Annotated in this window: 19 protein-coding genes; all 19 read right to left on the bottom strand. The window is 59.7% G+C overall.

Annotated elements, in window-relative coordinates:
- On the bottom strand, nucleotides 1-936 hold the full coding sequence (locus DW180_RS04505; RefSeq protein ID WP_117776113.1) for an ABC transporter permease: 936 nt from the start codon (nucleotides 934-936) through the stop codon (nucleotides 1-3).
- A gap of 14 nt (nucleotides 937-950) precedes the next feature.
- Nucleotides 951-1,988, bottom strand: a complete 1,038-nt coding sequence (locus DW180_RS04500) for an ABC transporter permease (RefSeq protein ID WP_117635931.1) — start codon at nucleotides 1,986-1,988, stop codon at nucleotides 951-953.
- A 157-nt stretch (nucleotides 1,989-2,145) separates the two neighbouring features.
- On the bottom strand, nucleotides 2,146-3,822 hold the full coding sequence (locus DW180_RS04495) for an ABC transporter substrate-binding protein (RefSeq protein ID WP_117776112.1): 1,677 nt from the start codon (nucleotides 3,820-3,822) through the stop codon (nucleotides 2,146-2,148).
- Between the two features lie 290 nt (nucleotides 3,823-4,112).
- Nucleotides 4,113-4,367 (bottom strand): preprotein translocase subunit SecG, encoded by a 255-nt coding sequence (gene secG / locus DW180_RS04490; RefSeq protein WP_117776111.1) that lies wholly within the window; start codon nucleotides 4,365-4,367, stop codon nucleotides 4,113-4,115.
- A 164-nt stretch (nucleotides 4,368-4,531) separates the two neighbouring features.
- On the bottom strand, nucleotides 4,532-6,085 hold the full coding sequence (gene gpmI, locus DW180_RS04485) for a 2,3-bisphosphoglycerate-independent phosphoglycerate mutase (RefSeq protein ID WP_118237648.1): 1,554 nt from the start codon (nucleotides 6,083-6,085) through the stop codon (nucleotides 4,532-4,534).
- 5 nt (nucleotides 6,086-6,090) lie between these two features.
- Nucleotides 6,091-6,858, bottom strand: coding sequence for a triose-phosphate isomerase (gene tpiA, locus DW180_RS04480; protein WP_118237646.1), 768 nt, complete (start codon nucleotides 6,856-6,858; stop codon nucleotides 6,091-6,093).
- Nucleotides 6,851-8,041, bottom strand: a complete 1,191-nt coding sequence (pgk, locus tag DW180_RS04475; RefSeq protein ID WP_099431437.1) for a phosphoglycerate kinase — start codon at nucleotides 8,039-8,041, stop codon at nucleotides 6,851-6,853. The genes tpiA and pgk overlap by 8 nt, the downstream gene beginning before the upstream one ends.
- A gap of 140 nt (nucleotides 8,042-8,181) precedes the next feature.
- The gene (gap, locus tag DW180_RS04470) at nucleotides 8,182-9,207 is read right to left on the bottom strand and encodes a type I glyceraldehyde-3-phosphate dehydrogenase (protein WP_099431436.1); all 1,026 of its coding nucleotides are present in this window, start codon (nucleotides 9,205-9,207) and stop codon (nucleotides 8,182-8,184) included.
- A 193-nt stretch (nucleotides 9,208-9,400) separates the two neighbouring features.
- Nucleotides 9,401-10,330 carry a DNA-binding protein WhiA gene (whiA, locus tag DW180_RS04465; RefSeq protein ID WP_117770486.1) on the bottom strand — a complete coding sequence of 310 codons (930 nt, stop codon included), beginning with the start codon at nucleotides 10,328-10,330 and terminating at the stop codon, nucleotides 9,401-9,403.
- A gap of 6 nt (nucleotides 10,331-10,336) precedes the next feature.
- On the bottom strand, nucleotides 10,337-11,257 hold the full coding sequence (gene rapZ, locus DW180_RS04460) for an RNase adapter RapZ (RefSeq protein ID WP_117770487.1): 921 nt from the start codon (nucleotides 11,255-11,257) through the stop codon (nucleotides 10,337-10,339).
- Between the two features lie 101 nt (nucleotides 11,258-11,358).
- Complete coding sequence (locus DW180_RS04455) at nucleotides 11,359-12,045, bottom strand: N-acetylmannosamine-6-phosphate 2-epimerase (protein WP_118237644.1); 687 nt, start codon at nucleotides 12,043-12,045, stop codon at nucleotides 11,359-11,361.
- A gap of 70 nt (nucleotides 12,046-12,115) precedes the next feature.
- Nucleotides 12,116-13,081 carry an ROK family protein gene (locus DW180_RS04450; protein ID WP_022094876.1) on the bottom strand — a complete coding sequence of 322 codons (966 nt, stop codon included), beginning with the start codon at nucleotides 13,079-13,081 and terminating at the stop codon, nucleotides 12,116-12,118.
- A gap of 172 nt (nucleotides 13,082-13,253) precedes the next feature.
- Nucleotides 13,254-14,174, bottom strand: coding sequence for a dihydrodipicolinate synthase family protein (locus DW180_RS04445; protein ID WP_089573615.1), 921 nt, complete (start codon nucleotides 14,172-14,174; stop codon nucleotides 13,254-13,256).
- A gap of 68 nt (nucleotides 14,175-14,242) precedes the next feature.
- Nucleotides 14,243-15,094, bottom strand: a complete 852-nt coding sequence (locus DW180_RS04440; RefSeq protein WP_118237642.1) for an acetylxylan esterase — start codon at nucleotides 15,092-15,094, stop codon at nucleotides 14,243-14,245.
- A complete protein-coding gene (locus DW180_RS04435) occupies nucleotides 15,087-16,064 on the bottom strand; it encodes an acetylxylan esterase (RefSeq protein WP_117564875.1) in 978 nt (325 codons plus the stop codon). Before DW180_RS04435 ends, DW180_RS04440 begins: the two co-directional genes overlap by 8 nt.
- Before the next feature lie 80 nt (nucleotides 16,065-16,144).
- On the bottom strand, nucleotides 16,145-16,972 hold the full coding sequence (locus DW180_RS04430; RefSeq protein ID WP_089573612.1) for an ABC transporter ATP-binding protein: 828 nt from the start codon (nucleotides 16,970-16,972) through the stop codon (nucleotides 16,145-16,147).
- Nucleotides 16,973-18,988 carry a dipeptide/oligopeptide/nickel ABC transporter permease/ATP-binding protein gene (locus DW180_RS04425; protein WP_035138893.1) on the bottom strand — a complete coding sequence of 672 codons (2,016 nt, stop codon included), beginning with the start codon at nucleotides 18,986-18,988 and terminating at the stop codon, nucleotides 16,973-16,975.
- Between the two features lie 3 nt (nucleotides 18,989-18,991).
- Entirely contained in the window at nucleotides 18,992-19,948 is a 957-nt protein-coding gene (locus tag DW180_RS04420; protein ID WP_055251823.1) for an ABC transporter permease, read from the bottom strand.
- 157 nt (nucleotides 19,949-20,105) lie between these two features.
- Nucleotides 20,106-21,719: an ABC transporter substrate-binding protein gene (locus DW180_RS04415; protein WP_118237640.1), complete on the bottom strand. Its 1,614-nt coding sequence runs from the start codon at nucleotides 21,717-21,719 to the stop codon at nucleotides 20,106-20,108.
- Nucleotides 21,720-21,999: the final 280 nt, after the last annotated feature.

Raw genomic sequence — 21,999 nt, 5'->3', positions numbered from 1 at the left:
TTATGCGTCCTTCATCTTGACGTCGAGGGCGTCGCGCAGACCGTCACCCAGCAGGGTGAAGGCGAGCACAGTCGAGAGAATTGCCAGACCGGGCATGATCATCATCCAGGGAGCAGTCAGAAGATACTGCTGACCGTCCTGAATCATGGAGCCCCACGAAGGCGTAGGCGGAATAACGCCCATGCCGAGGAAGGACAGAGCGGACTCGGTCAAAATGGCACCACCAATGTTCATGGTCGCGTAGACCACGATGGAGGCGACGGAGTTCGGGAAGATGTGACGCACGACGATACGAGCATCGGATGCGCCCATCGCGCGCGCAGCGTCAACATAGTCGTTTTCCTTGACCGTCAGGATCGCGGATCGGAAGACGCGCGCAATCGAGGGCCAGCCGAGAATACCGATGGCGATAAAGACGTTCTGAAGACCACGGCCGATAACGGCGATCATGGCGACAACGAACAGCACGTACGGGAACGCCAGGAAGATATCCGCGAAGCGCATGATGATCGTATCCCAGATGCCGCCATAGAAACCGGCCAGGGCGCCCATGATCAGACCGATCACCGTGGAGATGGCGGTGGCCATAATACCGACGGAAAGCGAAACGCGCGCGCCGTAGATAACTCGGACGAGAATGTCGCGGCCAAGGGCGTCGGTACCAAACGGGTGCTCGGCACACGGAGCCAGCAGCGAAGTCTCGGCCATGGTCGTCGAGTCAGAAGCCGTCGGCGACCCGAGCCAGGGCTTAGCCCACAGGTCTGCGGTCAAGGCAACCAAAACGACGATGATAATCCAGCAGATACCGATAACGGCGAGCTTATTCTTGCGAAGACGCTTGAAAGCGTCGCCCCACAGCGTGCGGGACTTGGCGGGAGCAGATGCGGCCTTAGTGGCGGTAGCCTGCTCCTGAGACTGAGAATCAGTTTCCTGCATGAGACGTACCTCCCTTAGGCCTTATCCGACGGACCGCCGAGGCGGATACGCGGGTCGAGGAATGCATAGCTAATGTCGACGAGAAGGTTGATCACCATAACGACGACAACGATGAGCGTAACGCCGCCCATAACGATGGGCCAGTCGCGCATGCTAATGGCGCGGTAGACCTCAGAGCCGATACCGGGCCAGTTAAAGACCGTCTCGGTCAGGATGGCGCCCGAAAGCATGCCGCCGAAGTCGACACCAATATAGGTAACAACGGGGATGAGTGCATTCTTAAGCGCATGCTTGACGATGATCGCGCGATTGGAGAGACCCTTGGCCTTTGCCGTGCGGATGTAATCCTGATTCATGACGTCGAGTAGCTGCGAGCGCATGATGCGGGCAGCATAGGCGGTCGAAACCGAAGCCAGCGTAATGGTCGGAAGCACATAGTGCATCCAATCCTGATACTGAGAGCTGGAGCCGCCGGCACCCGAGATCGGCATGGAGAATGCGCCGCCGGTGGCATCCTTAAGGATGACGCCAAAGAACAGCTGCAGCAGCATACCGAGCCAGAATGCAGGAACGGCAACGAGGATCGACGTGGTCAGCGTTACCAAAATATCCCAGAAGGAATAGCGCTTTACCGCCGAAATGATACCCGCACCGATACCCATGATTGCCTCGAGCACAATGGCGCACGCGGCGAGTTTAACCGTATACGGATACTTCTGGGCAAAGATTTCCGCAACCGGCAGCTTGCGCTGATACGAATTGCCCAGATCGCCATGAAGCAGACCATTCATGTAATTCAAGTATTGGTCCACAAGCGACGTTGGAACGGGATCGCCGTTCTCGTCAAGGATCGCGTTGCCGTCCTCGTCCGCCTGGACCAGGTGATAGCGCACGCGAAGTTGAAGCTCTACCTCGGGGGACAGAGCCTTGTCTCCACCGATCAGCTTGATCGGGTCTCCCGGCACAATATTCTGGAGGGCGAACAGAATCAACGTAACGCCCAAAAATACCGGGATGAACTGAAGCACACGTTTAACGATGTACTTACCCATACCACTCCCCTATCTAGGGATTAACCTAAATGGGATGCCGATCGCCAGACCGGCATCCCAAAATTACCATCAGCCAGTTTACCCCAGGTTAGGGAGAACTGTATGTTTCCCATGAGGTCTACGTAAATACTTGACCCTCATGGAAGCTGCAAAACTCTTAGGCGAGCTCAGCGGTACCCAGATCGGCGTGCTTCTGCGGATCGACATAGAGGTACTTGACGCGATCGGAGCCGACGATGGTGTGCGTGTAGAACATCACCGGGATAACCGGGCAGTCAGCGGCGACCATAGCGTCAGCCTCCTGCATCTTGGCGATGCGCTCGTCGTCGTCAACCGTGGCACGGGCCTCATCGACCTTGGCATCGAACTCGGGGTTGTTGTAACCAGAGCGGTTGTCGCCACCGAGGGAGTCGGAGTGGAACAGCGGGTACAGGAAGTTGTCCATGATCGGGTAATCGGCGATCCAGCCCAGACGGCCGAACTGATAGTTGAAGTTCTGATACTGCTCGAGCAGGGCAGACCACTCGGGAGTATCGGAGACGGCGGTGACGCCCACCTTGGCGAGGTCGCCGATGATGGACTCCATGATCTCCTTGTGGCCACCGTCCTGGTTGTAGGACAGGGTCACATTGATGCCACGATCGCCGTTAGCGCCAGCGGGAGCGACCTTGTCGAGGTACTCGTTAGCCTTGTCGACGTCATAGGCGCAGAACTCCCATGCGCCCTCCTTGTAGCCGGCAATTCCCGGAGGAACGATGCCGTCAGCGGGGGTACGGGTGCCCTTGAAGATGGTCTTGCAGATGGCCTCACGGTTGATAGCCAGGGAGATGCCCCTGCGCAGGTCAGCGTTGTTGAACGGCTCGGCCGTGGTGTTGCACGTCAGATAGTACGTGGAAGGCTCGGAGCCGAGCAGCATGCGCTCGCCGTCACCCATGGTGTAGCCATCCTTGGACTCGCCGCGGTCCTTCTTGGCGGCGTCGATCTGAGCAACGGGAACGTCGCAGACATCGAGGTTGCCGGCCTGGAACTCCTTGTAAGCGGTCTCCACGTCCTTGATGACCTGGAAGTGGATGGCGTCGATCTTTGCCTTGTCGCCATAGTAATCGTCAAACTTCTTGAGGTTGATCTCCTGACCATCCTCCCACTTGCCGTCCATCATGAACGGGCCGTTACCGACCGGGGCAAGGTAGAAGCTCTTGACATCGGACTCGGCGCACTCGGGAACCGGGGACAGAGCCGGGTGAGAGGCGACGAACGGGAAGTCGGCGTAGGCGGAAGTCAGCTTGACGACGAGGGTCTCGTCATCCGGGCAGGTAACGCCGGACAGCTCGGTAGCGTTACCGGCAAGCAGATCATCATAGCCCTCGACCATGGAAAGGTGGTAGGAGACCTCGGAAGGACCATACTCGGTAGCGATGGCCGACTTGGTGTTGACCAGGCGCTCCCAACCGAGCTTGAAGGACTTGGAAGTAACGTCGTCACCGTTGTGGAACTTGGCCTTCTTGATCTTGAAGGTGAACTCGGTGGCGTCGTCGTTAGCCTCGAAGGACTCGCAAGCCAGCGGAACGATCTCGCCCTTCTCGTTATCGTACTCCGTCAGAGCGTCGAAGAGCTGGTACTCGACCTGAGTGCCCTGATCCTCCTGGACGTTGTAGGGGTCAATGCAGACCGGGTTGTTGATGTAGAAGTTCAGCGTCGAACCGGACTCAGAACCGGAAGCGTCGCCGCCCTTCTTGCCGCATGCGGCAAGAAAAGCCATGGAGCTCGCAGCGAGGGTGCCGCCAACAAAGGCGCGACGACCCATAACGGGCTGGTGGAACATAGAATCAGCCATGCCATCCTCCTTATGAGATAGGACAAAGTGAATTCGGCCGGGCAACGTCGAGACAGCCCGATCGAACCATTCAAACGCGGTCCGCCGTTATGGCTGGTTATGCAGTGCGGACCAACGTTTCGCAATACAGTAGCGCATTTTATGCACAATATGGCGCTAATTCCGGTTAACGGTCGAGAATTTCTTTAGTTAGGCGAAGTATGTGGGGATATTTTGACTCTATTACAAGTCTGTAAACAAAAAGGGCCCCGCACATGCGGGACCCTTTACAAACGTATATACGCCGATGCTTAGTAGCCGACGATGCCCTGCGGGAAGAAGAACATGCACAGAACGACACACACAGCAAAAACGACGGCCATAATTACCGTCAGGCGATCGAGGTTCTGCTCCATGACGCCCGTGGCAGAGCTGGAGTTATACAGCGAGCTAGCGATCATATCCGAAACGCCGGTACCCTTACCGGAGTGCATCAGGACGAGAATCGTCAGCGCCACGGCAGAGATAGCCCAAACGACAAACAGAAGAATCTGGAACGGACCCATAGATAAGCTCCTTAATAGAACAATTTAAACTCCAGTACTGTACCACAACCTCCAACACTCCCCCATCCGCCATTTAGGGACGGGGTAGAAATGGCAGAAATACCAAAAAAGGGGTCGTCCGGTTGTGGACAACCCCCTTACTAGAAAACGGTATTTGTTTTCTATTAGGCCTCGGTGGCGAGCACGCGACCCGTCATCTCGGCGGAAGGCTCAAGACCAGCCATGGTGAGCATGGTCGGAGCGATATCGGAGAGACGGCCGTCCTCGATACCGGTGAGCTTGGCCTTATCATCAACGATGATGAACGGCACGCGGTTGGTAGTGTGAGCCGTGAACGGATGCTTGGAACCATCGGAAGCGACGTCAAACATGTGGTCGGCGTTACCGTGGTCGGCGGTGATCAGCGCAAAGCCGCCCTTGGCGAGAATCGCCGGGACAACCTTGGACAGAGCATCGTCAACAGCCTCGACGGCCTTAACGGCGGCGTCGAATACACCGGTGTGACCAACCATGTCGCAGTTCGCGAAGTTCACGATGTAGAAATCAGCGCGATCCTCGTTGATAGCGGCGACAAGCTTCTCGGTAACCTCGGGAGCGCTCATCTCGGGCTGCAGATCGTAGGTTGCGACCTTGGGGGAAGCGACGAGCACGCGCTCCTCGCCCTCCTTGGGCTCCTCGATGCCGCCGTTGAGGAAGAACGTCACGTGGGCGTACTTCTCGGTCTCGGCGGTGTGCAGCTGCTTCAGGCCATTGGCGGCGATAACGTCGGCCAGGACGTTCTCGGGGAACGTCTTGGGGAAGGCGACCTCGACGTCAAACGTCGGATCATACTCGGTCATCGTCACAAAGTGCGAGAGCTTAATCTGCTCGCGCTCAAAGCCGTCGAACTCCTTGTCCGTGAACACGCGAGACATCTGACGAGCGCGGTCGGGACGGAAGTTGAAGAAGATGGCCGCGTCGCCCTCGTGAATGCCCTCGTTGTGGGCAGCGAAGGGCTCGACGAACTCGTCGCCGCGCGGATCCTTCTCGTAATAGGCCTTGATACCGGCAACGGGGTCGGTATCGGCATCGGACGCGTTGACCATGACGTCGTAGGCACGCTGGATGCGCTCCCAGCGGTTGTCGCGGTCCATAGCCCAATAGCGGCCCGAAACGGTGGCAACGCGAGCGTCGCAACCGGTCTCCTCGGAGATCTTAGCCAGGAAGGCGCAGAACTCGCTCATGTAGCCGGCACCGGACTGCGGGTCGACGTCGCGGCCATCCATGAAGGCGTGGACGCGAACGGTCTTGACGCCATGCTGGGCAGCCATCTTGACCAGAGCCTCGACGTGGTTCATGTGAGAATGAACACCGCCAGGGCTCATAAGGCCCATGAGGTGCAGGGTCTTGCCTTCGGCCTTGACGTCGTCCATAGCCTTGACGAAGACCTCGTTCTTGGCGATGGAGCCGTCCTTGATGGCGTTGTTGATGCGCGAAAGCTCCTGGAACACGATGCGACCGGCACCGATGTTGAGGTGACCCACCTCGGAGTTGCCCATCTGACCGTCGGGAAGGCCCACGTCCTCGCCCGAAGCACCGAGCGTGGTGTGAGGATACTTCTCGTACAGGCTATCAAGGAAGGGCGTCTTGGCAGCGGCGACGGCGTTCTCGCCATCAGCCGGAGCAAGGCCGCAGCCATCCATGATGATCAGGAGTGCAGGAAGATGACGCTGTGCCATATGTCCTACTCGCCTGCCTTGACGACCATAGAGGCGAAGTCGGCAGCCTTGAGCGAAGCGCCGCCCACGAGGGCGCCGTCAACGTCGGGCTTGACGACGAGCTCGGCAATGTTGCCGGGCTTAGCGGAACCGCCGTAGAGAACGCGGATGCCGTTAGCGAGCTCCTCGCCGAACATCTCCTTGAGGGTCTCACGGATAGCGCCGCAGACCTCCTGAGCGTCCTCGGCGGTAGCGGTCTTGCCGGTGCCGATAGCCCAGATGGGCTCGTAGGCGACGACGACCTGCTTGGGGCAGGTGATCTCAAGACCAGCAAGGCCAGCCTTGACCTGGTTCACGACGTGCTCGACATAGGTGCCAGCCTCGCGGACCTCGAGGGACTCGCCGCAGCAGAAGACGGGAACAAGACCGGCGGCAACGAGGGCCTTGGCCTTCTTGTTCTGGTCCTCGTCGGTCTCGTGGAAGTAGTCGCGACGCTCGGAGTGACCGATGATGCAGTAGGTGCAGCCAGCGGACTTGAGCATGTCGCAAGAGGACTCACCGGTGAAGGCACCCTTGGCCTCCCAGTACACGTTCTGTGCACCGAGGGCGATGGGGGCAGCCTGAATGCGGTCATGAACCGTGGTGATGTCAATGGTCGGAGGGCAGACGAGCACCTCGACGCCAGCCGGAACCTCGGGCAGAGCCTGAGCCAGCTCGTCGGCGAGCTTGGCGGCCTCGGCGACGTCGTTGTTCATCTTCCAGTTACCAGCGATAAGAAGGGTGCGATTAGGCATCGAGAAGCGCCTCCACTCCGGGCAGGGCCTTACCCTCGACGAGCTCCATGGAAGCGCCACCACCGGTGGAGATCCAGCTCATCTTGTCGGCCAGGTTGAACTTGTTGACAGCCGCGACAGAGTCACCACCGCCGATGATCGAGGTGCAGTCGGCCTCGGCGACGGCCTCGGCGATAGCCTGGGTGCCGTGAGCGAAGTTGTCGAACTCGAAGACGCCCATGGGGCCGTTCCAGAACACGGTCTTGGCGCCCTTGACGGCCTCGGCGTAGAGCTCCTCGGTCTTGGGGCCGATGTCCATGCCCTCACGATCGTCGGGGATAGCGTCGGAAGCGACAACCTCGGGGACAGCGTCCTCGCCAAAGTGATCGGCAACGCGGTTGTCGATGGGGAGCAGGATCTTGACGCCCTTTTCCTCGGCCTTCTTGAGCATCTCGCCGGCGCGCTCGACCCAGTCCTCTTCCTTGAGGGACTGACCGACGGTCAGGCCCTGAGCCAGGAAGAAGGTGTAGGCCATGCCGCCACCGATGATCAGGGTGTCAGCGGAGTCGATGAGGTGATCGAGAACGCCGATCTTGGAAGAAACCTTGGAACCGCCGACGATAGCGACGAAGGGGCGCTCGGGCTCGGCGAAGATGCCGGTCAGCGTGTCGACCTCCTTCTCGAGCAGGAAGCCGGCGACGGCAGGCAGGTAAGCGGCGGGGCCCACGACGGAACCCTGGGCGCGGTGAGCGGTGCCGAAGGCATCGAGAACGAAGACGTCACCATAGGAAGCGAGCTTCTTGGCGATCTCGGGATCGTTCTTCTTCTCACGCTTGTCGAAACGGACGTTCTCGAGAACGAGGACCTTGCCCGGCTCGACGGCGGCGACAGCCTCAGCAGCCTTCTCGCCGTAGGTGTCGGCGACAAAGGCAACATCGAGACCAGAGAGCTCAGCGAGCTTCTTGGCGACAGGCTCAAGGGAGAGCTCAGGCTGGAAGCCGGTGCCCTCGGGACGGCCGAGGTGGCTCATGAGGATGACGCGAGCGTTGTGCTCAACGAGGTAGTTGATGGTGGGCAGGGCAGCCTTGATGCGGGTGGTGTCGCCAACGACGCCATCCTTGATAGGCACGTTGAAGTCAACGCGGACGAGAACGCGCTTGCCGTCGACATCGATGTCGCGGACGGTCTTCTTGGTAAAGGCCATGTTTGCTTCTACCTTTCGTACGTGTCTGCCTCCCATTACGGCAGACGATTTCCTATAAAAAGGGCGCGACCCTAGGGTGTAAGCCCTATAAGGCCGCGCCCTTCTTTAGACGCTCAACGAGCTATTCGCTAAAAGCTAAATTAAGCAACGAACTTCTCGAAGTACTTGATGGTGCGGACCATCTGAGAGGTGTAAGAGTTCTCGTTGTCGTACCAAGAGGTGACCTGAACGAGGGTCTGGCCGTTGCCGAGGTCAGAGCACATGGTCTGAGTGGCGTCGAAGATGGAGCCGTGGGTCTCGCCGATGATGTCGGTGGAGACGATGTCGTCCTCGTTGTAACCGAAGGTCTCGGAGATGGTGGAAGCGTAGGCCTTCATAGCGGCGTTGACCTCGTCGACGGTGACCTTCTTGTCAACGACAGCGTAGAGGTTGGTGATGGAGCCGGTCGGCGTCGGGACGCGCTGGGCGGCACCGATGAGCTTACCGTTGAGCTCGGGGAGAACCAGGCCGATAGCCTTGGCAGCACCGGTGGTGTTGGGGACGATGTTGACGGCGCAGGCGCGGCTACGACGCTTGTTGCCTTTGCGCTGCGGGCCGTCGAGCGGCATCTGGTCGCCGGTCCAGGCGTGAATGGTGGTCATGATGCCGGACACGATGGGAGCGAAGTCGTTCAGACCCTTGGCCATCGGGGCGAGGCAGTTGGTGGTGCAGGAAGCAGCGGAGATGATGTTGTCCTCAGCGGTCAGCGTCTCGTGGTTGACGTTGTACACGATGGTGGGCAGATCGCTGCCGGCCGGAGCGGAGATGACGACCTTCTTGGCGCCAGCGTTGATGTGGGCCTGAGCCTTAGCCTTGCTGGTGTAGAAGCCGGTGCACTCGAGAACGACGTCGACGTCGAGGTCGCCCCAAGGCAGGTTGTTGGCGTCGGCCTCCTTGTAGATCTTGATCTCCTTGCCGTCAACGGTGATGGAATCCTCGCCAGCAACGACCTCGTGATCGCGAGCGTAGTTGCCCTGCGTGGAGTCGTACTTCAGCAGGTAAGCGAGCATATCGGGAGAGGTGAGGTCGTTGATAGCGACAATCTCGGAGCCCTCATGACCGAACATCTGACGGAAAGCCAGACGACCGATGCGACCGAAGCCGTTAATAGCAACCTTTACTGCCATTGTGTCTCCTTTCGTAAGGCCCCCGCAAGCTACAGCGCCCGCCGTTGAGGCCCACAAACTAACCACTCGCCTAATATACCTTTTTTTTGACTTGAATTTCACGAGAATGCTCGAAATTGAAAATCAAATTTACGTTAAAACGTTTTAAAGAATAAAATAGCAGCTAAATCCGTATATACGTCAATACTTTAAACTACTTGTTTGCTTCAATGAGCTTTTCAAGACGTAAAACACGATGGTAGAGGGCCGACTTCGACAAGGGAGGGTCAGCCATCTCCCCTAAATCACGCAGCGACAGATCGGGATAGCGCTCGCGCAGGTCGCAAAAGACCGCCAAGGCATCCGGAAGCGCATCGCGAAGGCCGCGCTGCTCGAGCTCATCGATAAGCGCAAGCTGATGTTGGGCAGCACCGGCGCTTCTGGTCTGGTTGGCGAGCTCGGCGTTCACGCGACGGTTCACATCGTTCTTAACCAACTTGACCGCGCGCGCCTCCTCAATCTCGGCAACGCTGCGCTTGGCACCAATCAGCTTTAATAGATGCTCGATTTCCTCGGCGCTCTTAATGTACACGGCATATGACCCCCGCCGTGCATTAACACGAGCATGGACCCCAATCTGCCCCAACAGGTCGCAAAGCCCCTTAGCATATTGCTCGCCCTGCACCGCGATCTCCAAATGAAAATCGCCGCGCGGATCGGCCACGAAGCCACCCGCGATGAGCGCGCCGCGGATGTAGGCAAGCCTGCAGCAGGGACGGGCAACGATGTGTCGGGGAACACCAGCGACGAGCCCTCCCCTGCGGTCTAGAATGCCCAGCAGCACCAGAGCCTTGTCCAGGTCGGGTTGATCGGGCAGGGTAATGAGATAATTACGGACCTTATGCAAGACCGATTTACGAACGGTGAATTCCGTTTTGAGCTTAAGGATGCGATGTGTCAGCGTGATCATCGTGCGTGCGACGGCTCCCGTCTCAGTCGCAACCGTCAAACGATACCGCCCAGAGCCGGTAAGCGAGAGCGTACCACTCACGCGCGTGAGGGCGGCAAGTGTCGACAAGTCGCAGTATTCACATTCGGGTTCGCAGCGCGCAAGCTCGTCGCGCACCTCAGCGGTAAACGACATGCAGGCCTATGCCTTCGTGTTGGCGCGCGACAGATCGCGGTGGGAGATGCTCACGTGATACTGGGCGCCTTCCAGGTAACGGGCCGTGGCCTCGGCAATGGCGACGCTACGGTGCTGTCCGCCCGTGCAGCCGATGGCGATAGAAAGCTGCGGTTTACCCTCCGCGATATAGCCCGGCATCACCGTATCGAGTAGCCGTGTCCAAGCCTTCCAAAACTCCTGCGTCTTGGGATGGTCCAGAACAAAATCCGAGACCTTTTTATCGAGACCGGTCATCGTGCGCATCTCGGGATCGTAGAACGGATTGGGCAGGAAGCGGACGTCGATCATAATGTCCGCCTCGACGGGCATGCCGTGCTTAAAGCCAAACGAGAACACATGGACGTCCATGAGCTGTTGGTCGGACAGTTCGGAAAATGCCATACGTAGCTTGTTGCGCAGCGCAGAGGTGCGCAGACGGCTCGTGTCGATAATCATATCGGCTCGATCGCGCACGCCCTGCAGCTGAAGGCGCTCGCGCTGAATGGCATCGGCCGTAGTCTCCCCCGGTTTGGCAATGGGATGACGGCGGCGGTTTTCGCTATAACGACGGATCAGCACCTCGTCAGAAGCCTCTAGGAACACGATGTCGCAGCTCATCTCGCGTTCTTCGAGCGCGGCGACCGCATCGAGCAACTCGTCAAACAGTCCCTGGCTACGCAAATCGCAGGTGACGGCGAGATGCCTGCCCACGCCCGTATTGATGCCGACGAGCTCGGCAAGCTGGGCGATCAGACGCGGAGGCAGGTTATCGATGCAAAAATAGCCCATGTCCTCGAACACGTGCATGGCCTGCGTGCGGCCCGATCCGGACATTCCGGTGATGATGACGATATCGGGGATGCGCTCCGAGCGCTCCGCCGCATCCATGGCATCTCCCTTTTGCATGTGTTGCCTCCCGAAAACAAGCGCGGGACCCAGCAACCCGGATCCCGCGCGGTCAATTGCCTATATTGAGTATACCGCCCCGAGCGGATACGAGGCCTGTCTTACGCCTCAAGCGCAGCCTTGAACCAACTCGTAATACTCGTGGGATGCGTGATGGCAGTGCCGACGACAACGGCCCAAGCGCCAGCATCGATCGCGGCGCGAGCCTCCTCGGGCGTGTGCACACGGCCCTCGCAGATGATGGGAAGACCGGGGAATTCCTCGGTCGCCTGACGCAGAAGCGGAAGATCGGGGCCATCGGCCATGGTGCAGTCGATGGCGGCGACACCATGAGAAAGCGTGGTGGATACAAGGTCGAAGCCCATATCAACCGCACGGCGAATGTCCTCGATGGTGGCACAATCCGCCATCAGGAGGACACCCTCCTCGTGCAGCGGACGGAAGGTGTCCTCGACGGTCTTGCCATCGGGACGCGGACGATCGGTGGCATCGATCGCCACGATATCGGCACCCGCGGCAACGCAGGCGCGAGCGTGACGCAGCGTCGGCGTGATGTAAACGCCCTCGCGCCCATCCTTCCACAGGCCGATAACAGGAACCTCACAGCGACCCTTAATGGCGGCAATGTCGGCAAGGCCCTGACAGCGAATGGCGGCGGCGCCGCCAAGCTCGCAAGCGCGAGACATTTGAGCCATGGTCTCGGGCGTACGAAGCGGCTCGCCCATATACGCCTGAACGCTCACGACGAGCTTGCCCTTCAGGGATTGAATCAAAGGATCGACGGTCATAAGGCTGCAACCTTTCTCAGAACAGCCTCCCGAGGCGTGTTGTCTCGGGAGGCTCCTACAGCAGATACGTTTACTTCAACGAGGCAAGAAGATGCTCAGCGGCACCGATGAGCGGAGCATCGCCCTCCAGAGAACCGATGAGGATCGGCGTGTCCTGAAGCGGATCGAGCGCCTGGCTGGCATAGCCCTCGTGCACCGAATCCTTCCACGTCTGCGAACGCCAATCGGGACCTTGGTGAATCACGCCGCCCGAAAGCACGATGACCTCAGGGTCCAGGATGTTAGCGAGCGAGCCCAAGCTGGCACCCAACGCAAAGCCGGCATCATGGATGACCTCGGTCGCCTTTGCGTCGCCTGCACGGCACAGGTCGTTCACATCGCGACCGACCGAAGGACGGCTGGGGTCGACACGGCCAAAGCGCTCATCGTACATACGACCAATGGAAGTGCCCGAAGCAACCGACTCCAGATGGCCGGAACGCCCGCAGGCGCAGGGAATGCCGGCGGCAGCCGAGCACTCGATGTGGCCCATATGGCCAGCAGCACCATGGAAGCCCTGCATCACGCGGCCGTTCTCGACATATGCGCCGCCGATGCCCGTACCGATGCCAAGACACAAGACGGAGAACTTGCCCTTGCCGACGCCCCAGTGGGCCTCGCCCAGAGCATGAGCTTGCACGTCGCCTACAACGGCAACGGGAAGACCGAGATCCTCGCGCAGACGCGGCCCCAACTGAACGCCGGACCAGCCGGGCATGATCTCATTGGCATACGCGATGGCGCCCGTCTTGGGATCGACGACGCCGGCGGCACCGATACCGACGCCAAGGACCTCGACATCGGGATTCGCCTCGAGAGCAGCCTTGATGGACGCCTCGATACGCTGGAAGACGGCCTCGCCGCCCTCTTGGGCCTCGGTGGGAACCTCGGCCTCAAAAACGGGATGGGGCACACTACCGTCAGCCGGGTACTCCATGATGGCAGTCGCGATCTTAGTTCCGCCGATATCGACAGAACAGACGTACTTGTTCTCCATGTCGCTCTCCTTCGGAGATAAAAAACAACTATAGGAAATGCGCCGTCAGGCTAGCCGTCACAGCGCAGTAAAGGTTTTCCTGGTGCCCAAGATCGCCGAGAAACCGTGTGGCCATTGACCTAATAGTCATGGCCACACGGTTGAACGGCGAGGTCGGGTGCCTGGGAAAGCTTTACAGGAGGCCGTTGTCCTGGAGGACCTTCCTAATAGCCTCGACGTTCTCGCCGGTCATGGCCTTCACCGGGCGCGGCATGGTCGGGCTGTCGAAGATACCCATGAGGTTCATAGCGGTCTTGAAGGCGCCGACGCCACCGGCATAGCCCTGGACGCCCGAGGTGACATCCCAGATGTGCGAAATCTCATTGAGGCGATCCTGCTCGGCCTTGACGGTAGCCCAGTCACCAGCCTGAGCGGCCTTCCACTGACGAACGTAGCCCTCGGGCTCAACGTTGGCGAGACCCGGGACAGAGCCGTCGGCGCCACCGAGGTAAGCGCCGTCGACAACAACCTCGTGGCCGGTGAGGATGCTCATCGGATGGCCGTTCTTCTCGTTCTCCTGAACGAGGTAGCGGAACGAGATGTCATCACCCGAGGAATCCTTGACGCCAGCAAGGACGCCCTCGGCGCCGAGCTTGGCAAGGAGCTTCCAGGGGAGCTTGGTGTGAACGCAGACGGGGATGTCATAGGCAAAGATGGGCAGGTCAAGCTCCTCGTGCAGGATGCGGAAGTGCTCCTCGACCTCGGTCATGCCCTGCAGGGCATAGAACGGGCAGGTGGCGACGAGGGCATCGGCGCCCAGCTCCTGAGCGACCTTGCCGTGCTCAATCATGCGCTCGGTCTCGGTATCGATGATGCCGACCAGAACAGGCACGCGGTGGTCGACGATGCGGACGGCCTCGGCGATGATCTGGCGACGACGCTCGTCGGTGGAGAAAACGACCTCACCCGAAGAGCCCAAGAAGAACAGGCCATCGACGCCGGCATCGATCATGCGGTTGATGCTGCGCTCAAAGGAGGCAACATCGAGCTGGTGATCTTCGGTATCGGGAACAACGACGGGAGGGATAACGCCGGTGAATTTCTGAGTTGCCACAAGAATCTCCTTAGTTGTCTGGCGGGCGGCCCTATGCCACCCACTCTTGTTGGCAGTGTCCAGGCCGTCTAGGCCAAAGAACACGAGTGGAACGTTTGGTTAAAAAAGTCTACGACTTCGTTTTCGAACGCATTGATGCGCTCGTGAGCGTATTTTGCATAGATGATATGCCTCCGGTCACACTCAAGACCGTTGAATACGGCAAACTGATCCTTGGGATCGCTCACGGTATCCATAAGCGATGTGCCCATGAGCACCGATCCGCGCACCCGAGACGACAGCACCTCGAGGCCGCCAGGAAGCGGATTGGCAACCGCCGTGCGGGCGAGGCCCCGCTCGTCCAGAGCAGAAACCGCCAGCGCGACTCCGCCGCCAAGACCCTCGCCCCATGCAAAGATGCGGTCGGGGTCCATGCCATCAAGATTGCGCGCGACCTCCGCCAACGCGCAGCCCCAACGGACGCGCCTGACAAAAGCAGGCGAGGTAATCCCCTGCCGCAGATCGCTGGGTCCAATCGCCTCATCGTCCGGCGCAAGCACGGCATATCCCATGGCCGCAAACCTCGTCATGTGATGCCATCCCCGCACGGGTCGGTCGATGTCGTGAAACATCAGACATAGCGGCACAAGCTCGGATGCTCGGGCGCGACCGGCAGGCTCGATCAAACGTGCGTGGACCACATCGCCACCAAGCTCAAAGGAAACCTCGGAGTAGCGGGCATACGGATTGGCGAAATCGATCGCCGTAATGGCCAGGCCTTGAATCTCAAGATTCATAGCACATGTCTCCAAATCAGAAACATCTGCCTGAACATCACCGTGCCAGTCCCGATATTCAGAGAGCCTTGACGAAACCGTCCCGGGAATCCCCACAAGGTCGGGGACAATCAGCTCGCCGACATTGCTCTCGCACTTAGACATGAGCCTCCCCTCCCTTGCAGAAAAACGGAATGATCAGATCGTCAAAATCCTGAATCTCCTCGTGGCCAAAGCCTTCAAAGAACTCATGACGCTTTTCACAGGTCAGGTTGTTATAGACCGCAAACTGCGTCGCTGGCGGACAGACGGTATCGGCTGTGCCGGTGCCAAACAGCACGGGGCATTTGACCATAGGGGCAAAGTTCTTGGAATCGAAGTACGCCAGCTTGGCATAGGCTTCGTCGATACGAGTCGAGTCCTCGTCAAACCAGCGAGACCAATAGCGCAGGCCCTCGTAGGCAATGTCGTCGGCATCCAAGTCCCAGACCAGGCGGAAATCCGACAGGAAGGGATAGAGGATGGCGGCGCGATTGATAAGCTCGCTGTTAAGTGCACAGGTCGCAATGCCCAAACCGCCGCCCTGCGACGCGCCGTTCACAAACACACGGGCAAGATTGATGCCCTCGAGCTCGCGAACGATGCGACACAGGATGCGAATATCTTGGTGCAAGCGGACATAGTAGAGGTTGGCCGGGTCGCCGTCGATACCGGCGACGATATGGCCCGCGACCGTTGTGCCCTCAAATCCACCAATGTCCTCGGAGGGACCTCCTTGACCGGGGCAGTCGAGGGCGATGAGTGCCATGCCCATGCCCGCAAACGACGCCTGCTCAAACCAGCTGCGGCTTGCACCCGGATATCCATGGAACTGAAGTACCAATGGCACGGGCTCGTCCGAGACGGGTTTAAGGTACTTGGCATGCAGGCGAGCGCCACACATGCCGGTATACCAGAGGTCGAAAAGCTGGCAGGTCACGGCATCTGTGACCGATGCCGTCTCGATCGCATAGTCAAGCCCGACCGCGTCGGCCTCGGCCATGCGATCCTTCCAAAAGAGATCGAAATCTGATGGACGGGGCATGGCGCCTCGATATTCACCAAATTGATGTTGTAGCTCCTGAGCACTTGGCATGGCTCGTGAACCCAACCTTTCGAAATCGCAACGGAGGTGCGCCCGGCAAGGGAACCGGGCGCACGGGAGGGAAAGCGAGGCTACTCGCCGAGCTTGGGATGCAGCAGCGACGGCGCAGCGCCGAGCAGCATCTTGGTGTAGGGGTCCTGGGGGTGCTGGAAGACCTGCTTGGCCTCGCCCTGCTCGACGATCTTGCCGCCATTCATAACGATGATGTCGTCAGAGATATAGCGGACCGTCTGGATGTCATGGCTGATGAACACCATGGCCAGGCCGAGCTCCTTCTTAAGGTCGGTCAGCAGGTTCAGAATCTGCGCGCGGACCGAAACGTCCAGAGCCGAGGTTGGCTCGTCGGCGATGATGGCATCGGGGTTCAGCGACAGGGCACGGGCAATTGCGACGCGCTGGCGCTGGCCGCCCGAAAGCTGGCCGGGAAGAACCTCGGCGGCGGAGCTGGGCAGACCGGTGAGCTCCAAGAGCTCCTTGACGCGCTTCTCCTGCTCGGCCTCGGTACCCAGGTTGTGGACGCGCATGGGGTCGAGCAGTTGCTCGCGAACGACCATGCGGGGGTTGAGTGCCGTGGCCGGGTTCTGGAACACGACCGAGATGACGCGACCCATGTGGCGACGGTCCTCGGCGGTACGTTTGGTAACGTCCTTGCCCTTAAAGTAGACCTTGCCGCTCGTGGGGGCCTGCAGGCCGCACATGACGTTGGCGGTGGTGGACTTACCGCAACCGGACTCGCCGACGATGCCGATCGTCTGACCGGGCATGAGCCTAATCGTTACACCCTGGACGGCGTGAACCAGGTTAGGGTGCAGAATCGAGCCGGTACGGGTCCTAAAGGTGACGTGGACGTCATCAAGGAAGATGATCGGCTCGACGCCGTTGACTGCGGTCTCGCTCATCTACATCACCTCCGCGTGAGGGGTCAAACCATTTGCCTTGAGCACCTCGTCGGGGAGCTCGGAATAGAAATGCTCGGTGCCGGGCACGCGCTTGAAGACCGGACGGGTGTCCAGGCCAATACGCGGATGGCTCGAGCGGGGCGCGAAGCGATCGCCCTTGGGGAAATCGCGCGGGCTCGGAACGGCGCCGGGCACCTGGTGCAGGCGGCCCGAACCGCTCTCGATGGACAGGACGGAACCCAGAAGACCGCGGGTGTACTCGTGGATCGGGTTGGTGAGCAGCTCCTTGGTGGGCGCCTGCTCGATAACCTGACCGGCGTACATCACCGTGATGTTATGGGCGACCTCGGCGACCAGCGCCAGGTCATGCGAGACGAAGATCATGGCAAAGCCGAGCTTGGCCTGAAGGTCGTTGAGCAGCTTGATGACCTGCTTCTGGACGGTAACGTCCAGGGCGGTCGTGGGCTCGTCGCAGATGACCAGCTTGGGGTCGCGGGTAAGGGCCATAGCAATCAGAACGCGCTGACGCTGACCACCGGAAAGCTCGTGCGGATAGCTCTCGAGCGTACGCTTGGGGTCGAGGCCCACGAGCTCCAGGAGCTCCTCGGCGCTACGGGTGCCGCCACGCTTGGTGAGCTGCTTCATCTGGGCAGAGATGAGCATGGAGGGATTGAGCGAGGACAGGGCGTCCTGATAGACCATAGCGATATCGGTACCGCGCAGGCCGAACCACTCCTTCTTACTCATCTTGAGCAGGTCGCGGCCCTCCCAGAGGACCTCGCCGGAAAGGTGCTCATCGTCGTCGGTCAGGCCCATGATGGCCAGCGTGGTGATGGACTTACCGCAACCGGACTCGCCCACCAGGCCCATGGTCTGACCAGGACGGACGTCAAAGTTGACATGGTCGACGACGTTGATATCACCGTGATGCTCAAACTGAATGCAGAAGTCACGGACCGAGAGAATCGGTTCGACAGACTCGTCGGGCACATGGCGATCGTCACGCTTGAGCTCGACATCGCGCAGGGCGCCAAGGCGAGCGGAGAGGGACTGGGCCTGCTCCTTGTAGGCGCGAACGGGGTCGGAGACCAGCAGGTCGGCCTCGCGGCGCTTGGAGGAATCGGTCGGATCCAGGGCGGCGGAGGGAGCAGCGGCCATGGCGTCGGTAATGCCCTCGGAGAGGATGTTGAGCGCCAGGCAGGTGATCATGATGGCCAGGCCCGGGAACAACGCCTGCCACCAACGGCCGGCGAGCACGCCGCCGCGGGCGTCGGCGAGGATGTTGCCCCAGGTAGCGGTGGGCTCCTGGATACCAGCGCCGATGAAGGTCAGCGAAGCCTCGAAGATGATGGCGTCGGCGACTAGGGTAACGGTGAAGACCATGATCGGGGCGATGCAGTTACGCAGAACATGCTTGATTAAAATCCACGGAGCCTTGGCGCCGGAAACGATGACCGCGCGGACATAGTCCTCGCCGTACTCGGACACGATGTTGGCGCGCACGATACGGGCAATCTGCGGAGTGTACATAAAGCCGATGGCGAAGATGATCGACGGCACGGAGTTGCCCAGGATGGAGACGAAGACGGCCGCGAGGGCGATGCCCGGGATGGACATGATGATGTCCAAGATACGCATGATCGTCTCGGAGACGGCCTTGCGCGAAACCGCTGCAAGGGCGCCCACGACCGAGCCGCAGACCAGAGCCATGGCAGTGGCGCCAAAGCCGATAATCAGCGAGTAACGACCACCGTAGAGCATACGCGACAGAATATCGCGACCCTTATCGTCGGTACCGAAGATAAATCCGTTGCCGGGAGCCTGGCGAGCCGTAAAGATCTCGACCGGGCTATAGGGGGCAAGAAGGGGCGCCAGAATCGCAGTCAGGGCGACCAGCACCAGCACGACGGCGGCAATCTTAGAAGACAGCGTCATCTTCTTCCAGCCACCGAGCTTGAGCCCCTTGGAGGCAGCCTTCTCGAGCTGCTCGGTTTGCTTCTCTCGAATCTTTACCATAATCTACACCGTCCTGATGCGCGGGTTGATGAGCAGGTAGAGCATGTCAACCACGATGTTGATGATGATGAAGGCAAGAGCAACGACGATAACGACGCCCTGAACCAGGTTCGCCTCGTTGCCCTGAACGCCCTGCAGAATCGCGGTGCCCATGCCGGGGAGGTTGAAGATAACCTCGATGACGACGGCGCCGCCCATGAGGTAACCGATCTTAAGACCGAGGGTGGTGACCGGGGTGATCAGCGCATTGCGAAGAACGTTGATACCGACGACGACCTTCTCGGGAACGCCGGCACCGCGAGCCATACGGACATAGTCCTTGTCGAGCTCCTCGACCATGGCGGTACGCACGATACGAGTCATCTGGCCCGTCAGCGGAAATGCCAAGGCGATGGCGGGCATAATCATGCGGCCCAGATAACCAGCCGGATTCGTGGTGAAGTGAGGCAGAGCACCCGATGCCGGGAGCACCTTAAGGTAGGAAGAGAACAGCAGGATCAACAGAACGGCAAGCCAGAACGACGGGGTTGCCAAGCCGGCGATGGAAAAGACGCGGATCACTTGGTCCGGCCATTTGTCGCGATACAGTGCCGCGATGACGCCGAGCAAAAACGAAACGACCGCACCGATGGCAAGGCCGATGAAGGTCAGCTGCATCGTGACGGGCAGGGCCGTGGAGATGCGCTTGGCAACGGAGTTGCGAGCAGCACCATAGGTGCCCATGTCGCCATGGATCAAATCGCCCATATAGCGCACGTAGCGCACGGGCCAGGGGTCGTCCAGACCATACTTCTCATGGTACTCGGCAACCGCCTCGGGCGAGGCACCGTCACCCAACGCCGTGTAGGCGGGGTCGGTCTTGGAGAACGACATAAGGAAGAACACCAGGACGGTGACGCCCAATGCCATGATCGGCAGCGCCACAAGACGCCTTCCAATCAAACGTAGCAAGTTGTTCACGTTCTCTCCCCTTTCTTTTGTCGGTAGGACCAACTGGTATATGAGTACGGATACTCATTACAAGACCCGAGCGACATCGAGGTCGCCCGGGTCTTTGTTTCAACTATGAGGATACGGTCCCAACGACCGACATCCTGCATACAGACTCAAGCGAGTCTTACGCCTTGACGGTCGCAACGCCCCTGAAGGACATGCTCGTCGTGCCGATGCCCTTGAAGCCATCGAGGGCCTCGCCGTTGGGCGCAGTGGACGGATCGTCCCAGGAAGCGGAGACGGTCTTGACGTGGACAACGGGGTACAGAACGGCGTTGTCGGCAATGATGTCGAAGCACTCGTTCCACTTCTTCTGCTGCTCGTCGCCCTCGGCGGCAAGAGCCTCGTCCATGAGACTGTGGAGCTTCTGCCACTCAGCGGACTCCTTCCACGGGCAACGGGTCTGCATCCAGACGTTGTCGCCGTACCACCAGTTGAGCAGCAGGTCGGGGTCGGCGCCGAAGCAGGAAGGATCGCCAGGGGCAAGGAGGATATCGTAGGCCTCGCCGCCGTCGATGGCAGCGTAGGTGGCCGGCGAGGTATCGGTCTGGATGGTCACATCGAAGCCGAGAGCGTCGAGGTCGTTCTTGACCTGGGCGGCCATGCCCTTAATCTGCTCGTTGTCGGTGGTGCGCAGGGTGATGGCACCCGGGGTGATGCCAGACTCCTCGATGAGCTTCTTAGCCTTCTTGGCGTCGGTCTTGTACACCGTGGAAGCCTCATGATAGTTGGTGAAGCTCTTGGGCAGGTAGCAGCTGGCAGCGGTGGCAAGGCCGGCGAAGGTGTTGCTGACCATCTTCTCGGTGTCGAGCGCATACATGACAGCCTGACGGACCTTGACGTTGTTCCAAGGCTCCTTGGCGACGTTGAACATGATGAAGCGGGTGCCGAAACCCTGAACGTTATCGATCTTGCAGCCGGCGCTCTCGAGCTGGTCGACGGCGTCAGCGGTAACGAGCTCCATAACGAGCGTGGAGCCCTCCTGCTGAGCGGTAACGCGAGCGGTGGGGTCGGTCAGGATGCTGTACTGGATCTTCTTATCCTCAGCAGCATACTCACCGTTGTACTCGGGGTTGGGAACCAGGGTGATCTCGGTATCGGAGATAGAGTCGTACATCCAGGGGCCGGAGCCGATCGGCTGCTTGGCGCGATCCTCCTCGGTCTGGGTGGCCGGGGTAACGCGGACGATGGCCAGACGATCCTTGAGCAGGGAGAAGTTGGGGACCTTGGTCTTGACCGTCACGGTGCTGGCGTCCTTGGCCTCGATGGACTCGAAGGGCTGGAAGAACGGAGCATAGGTAGCGGAAGCGGCGCAAGCGGTGTAGGAGGCAACGACATCATCAGCGGTGACCTCGGTGCCATCGGAGAACTTGGCGCCCTTGCGGATGGTGACCTCGAAAGTGGTGTCGTCCACAGACTTGGGATCGTCGGTGGCGAGCTCGTTGAAGGTGCTGTAGTCGTGGTAATCGATGCCGTAGAGGCCCTCGACGACGTGCCAGTTAGCACCCAGGCCCACAGCGGAGCCGGTGCTGGCGGGATCGAAGCTGGACGGAGCGTAAGCGGAACCAGCGGTGATCACGCCGCCGCCACGGTTGGCGGAATCGGTGGAACCGGAAGCGGAACCCTCGTCGCTAGAGCTGCCACCGCAGCCGGTGAGACCAAGCCCTGCGACAGCAGCGACGCTGCCGGTGAGGCCGAGGAACGAACGCCTGGATATACCCTTGTTGATGATGGCCATGTCTTCTCCTATCAATAGAGAATCTTACCCGGGAGCACCTAGACGCGCCCCCGCGCAACTTGCGGACGATATATACCTTACCTACCGACGAGCCCAACTGAGGTGCCGCGCTCGGCGACCGATACATACATACGCTTGAACGGTATTTACTACCGTTCACCGAATTCATTGACAAACGATTCGCCAGACAGTATGTATCGACGAGGTGAGATATCAGTCTTCGTCAACCCGCAGAATAGCAGGGTTGTTCACCATGGCTAGTCAAACGTTTTAGCGTTAA

It is taken from the genome of Collinsella sp. AM16-21 (assembly GCF_003471905.1).
In the GTDB taxonomy this organism is placed as follows: domain Bacteria; phylum Actinomycetota; class Coriobacteriia; order Coriobacteriales; family Coriobacteriaceae; genus Collinsella.
The sequence above is the reverse complement of the archived record's forward strand: the minus strand, read 5'-3'. Positions and strand labels throughout refer to the sequence as shown.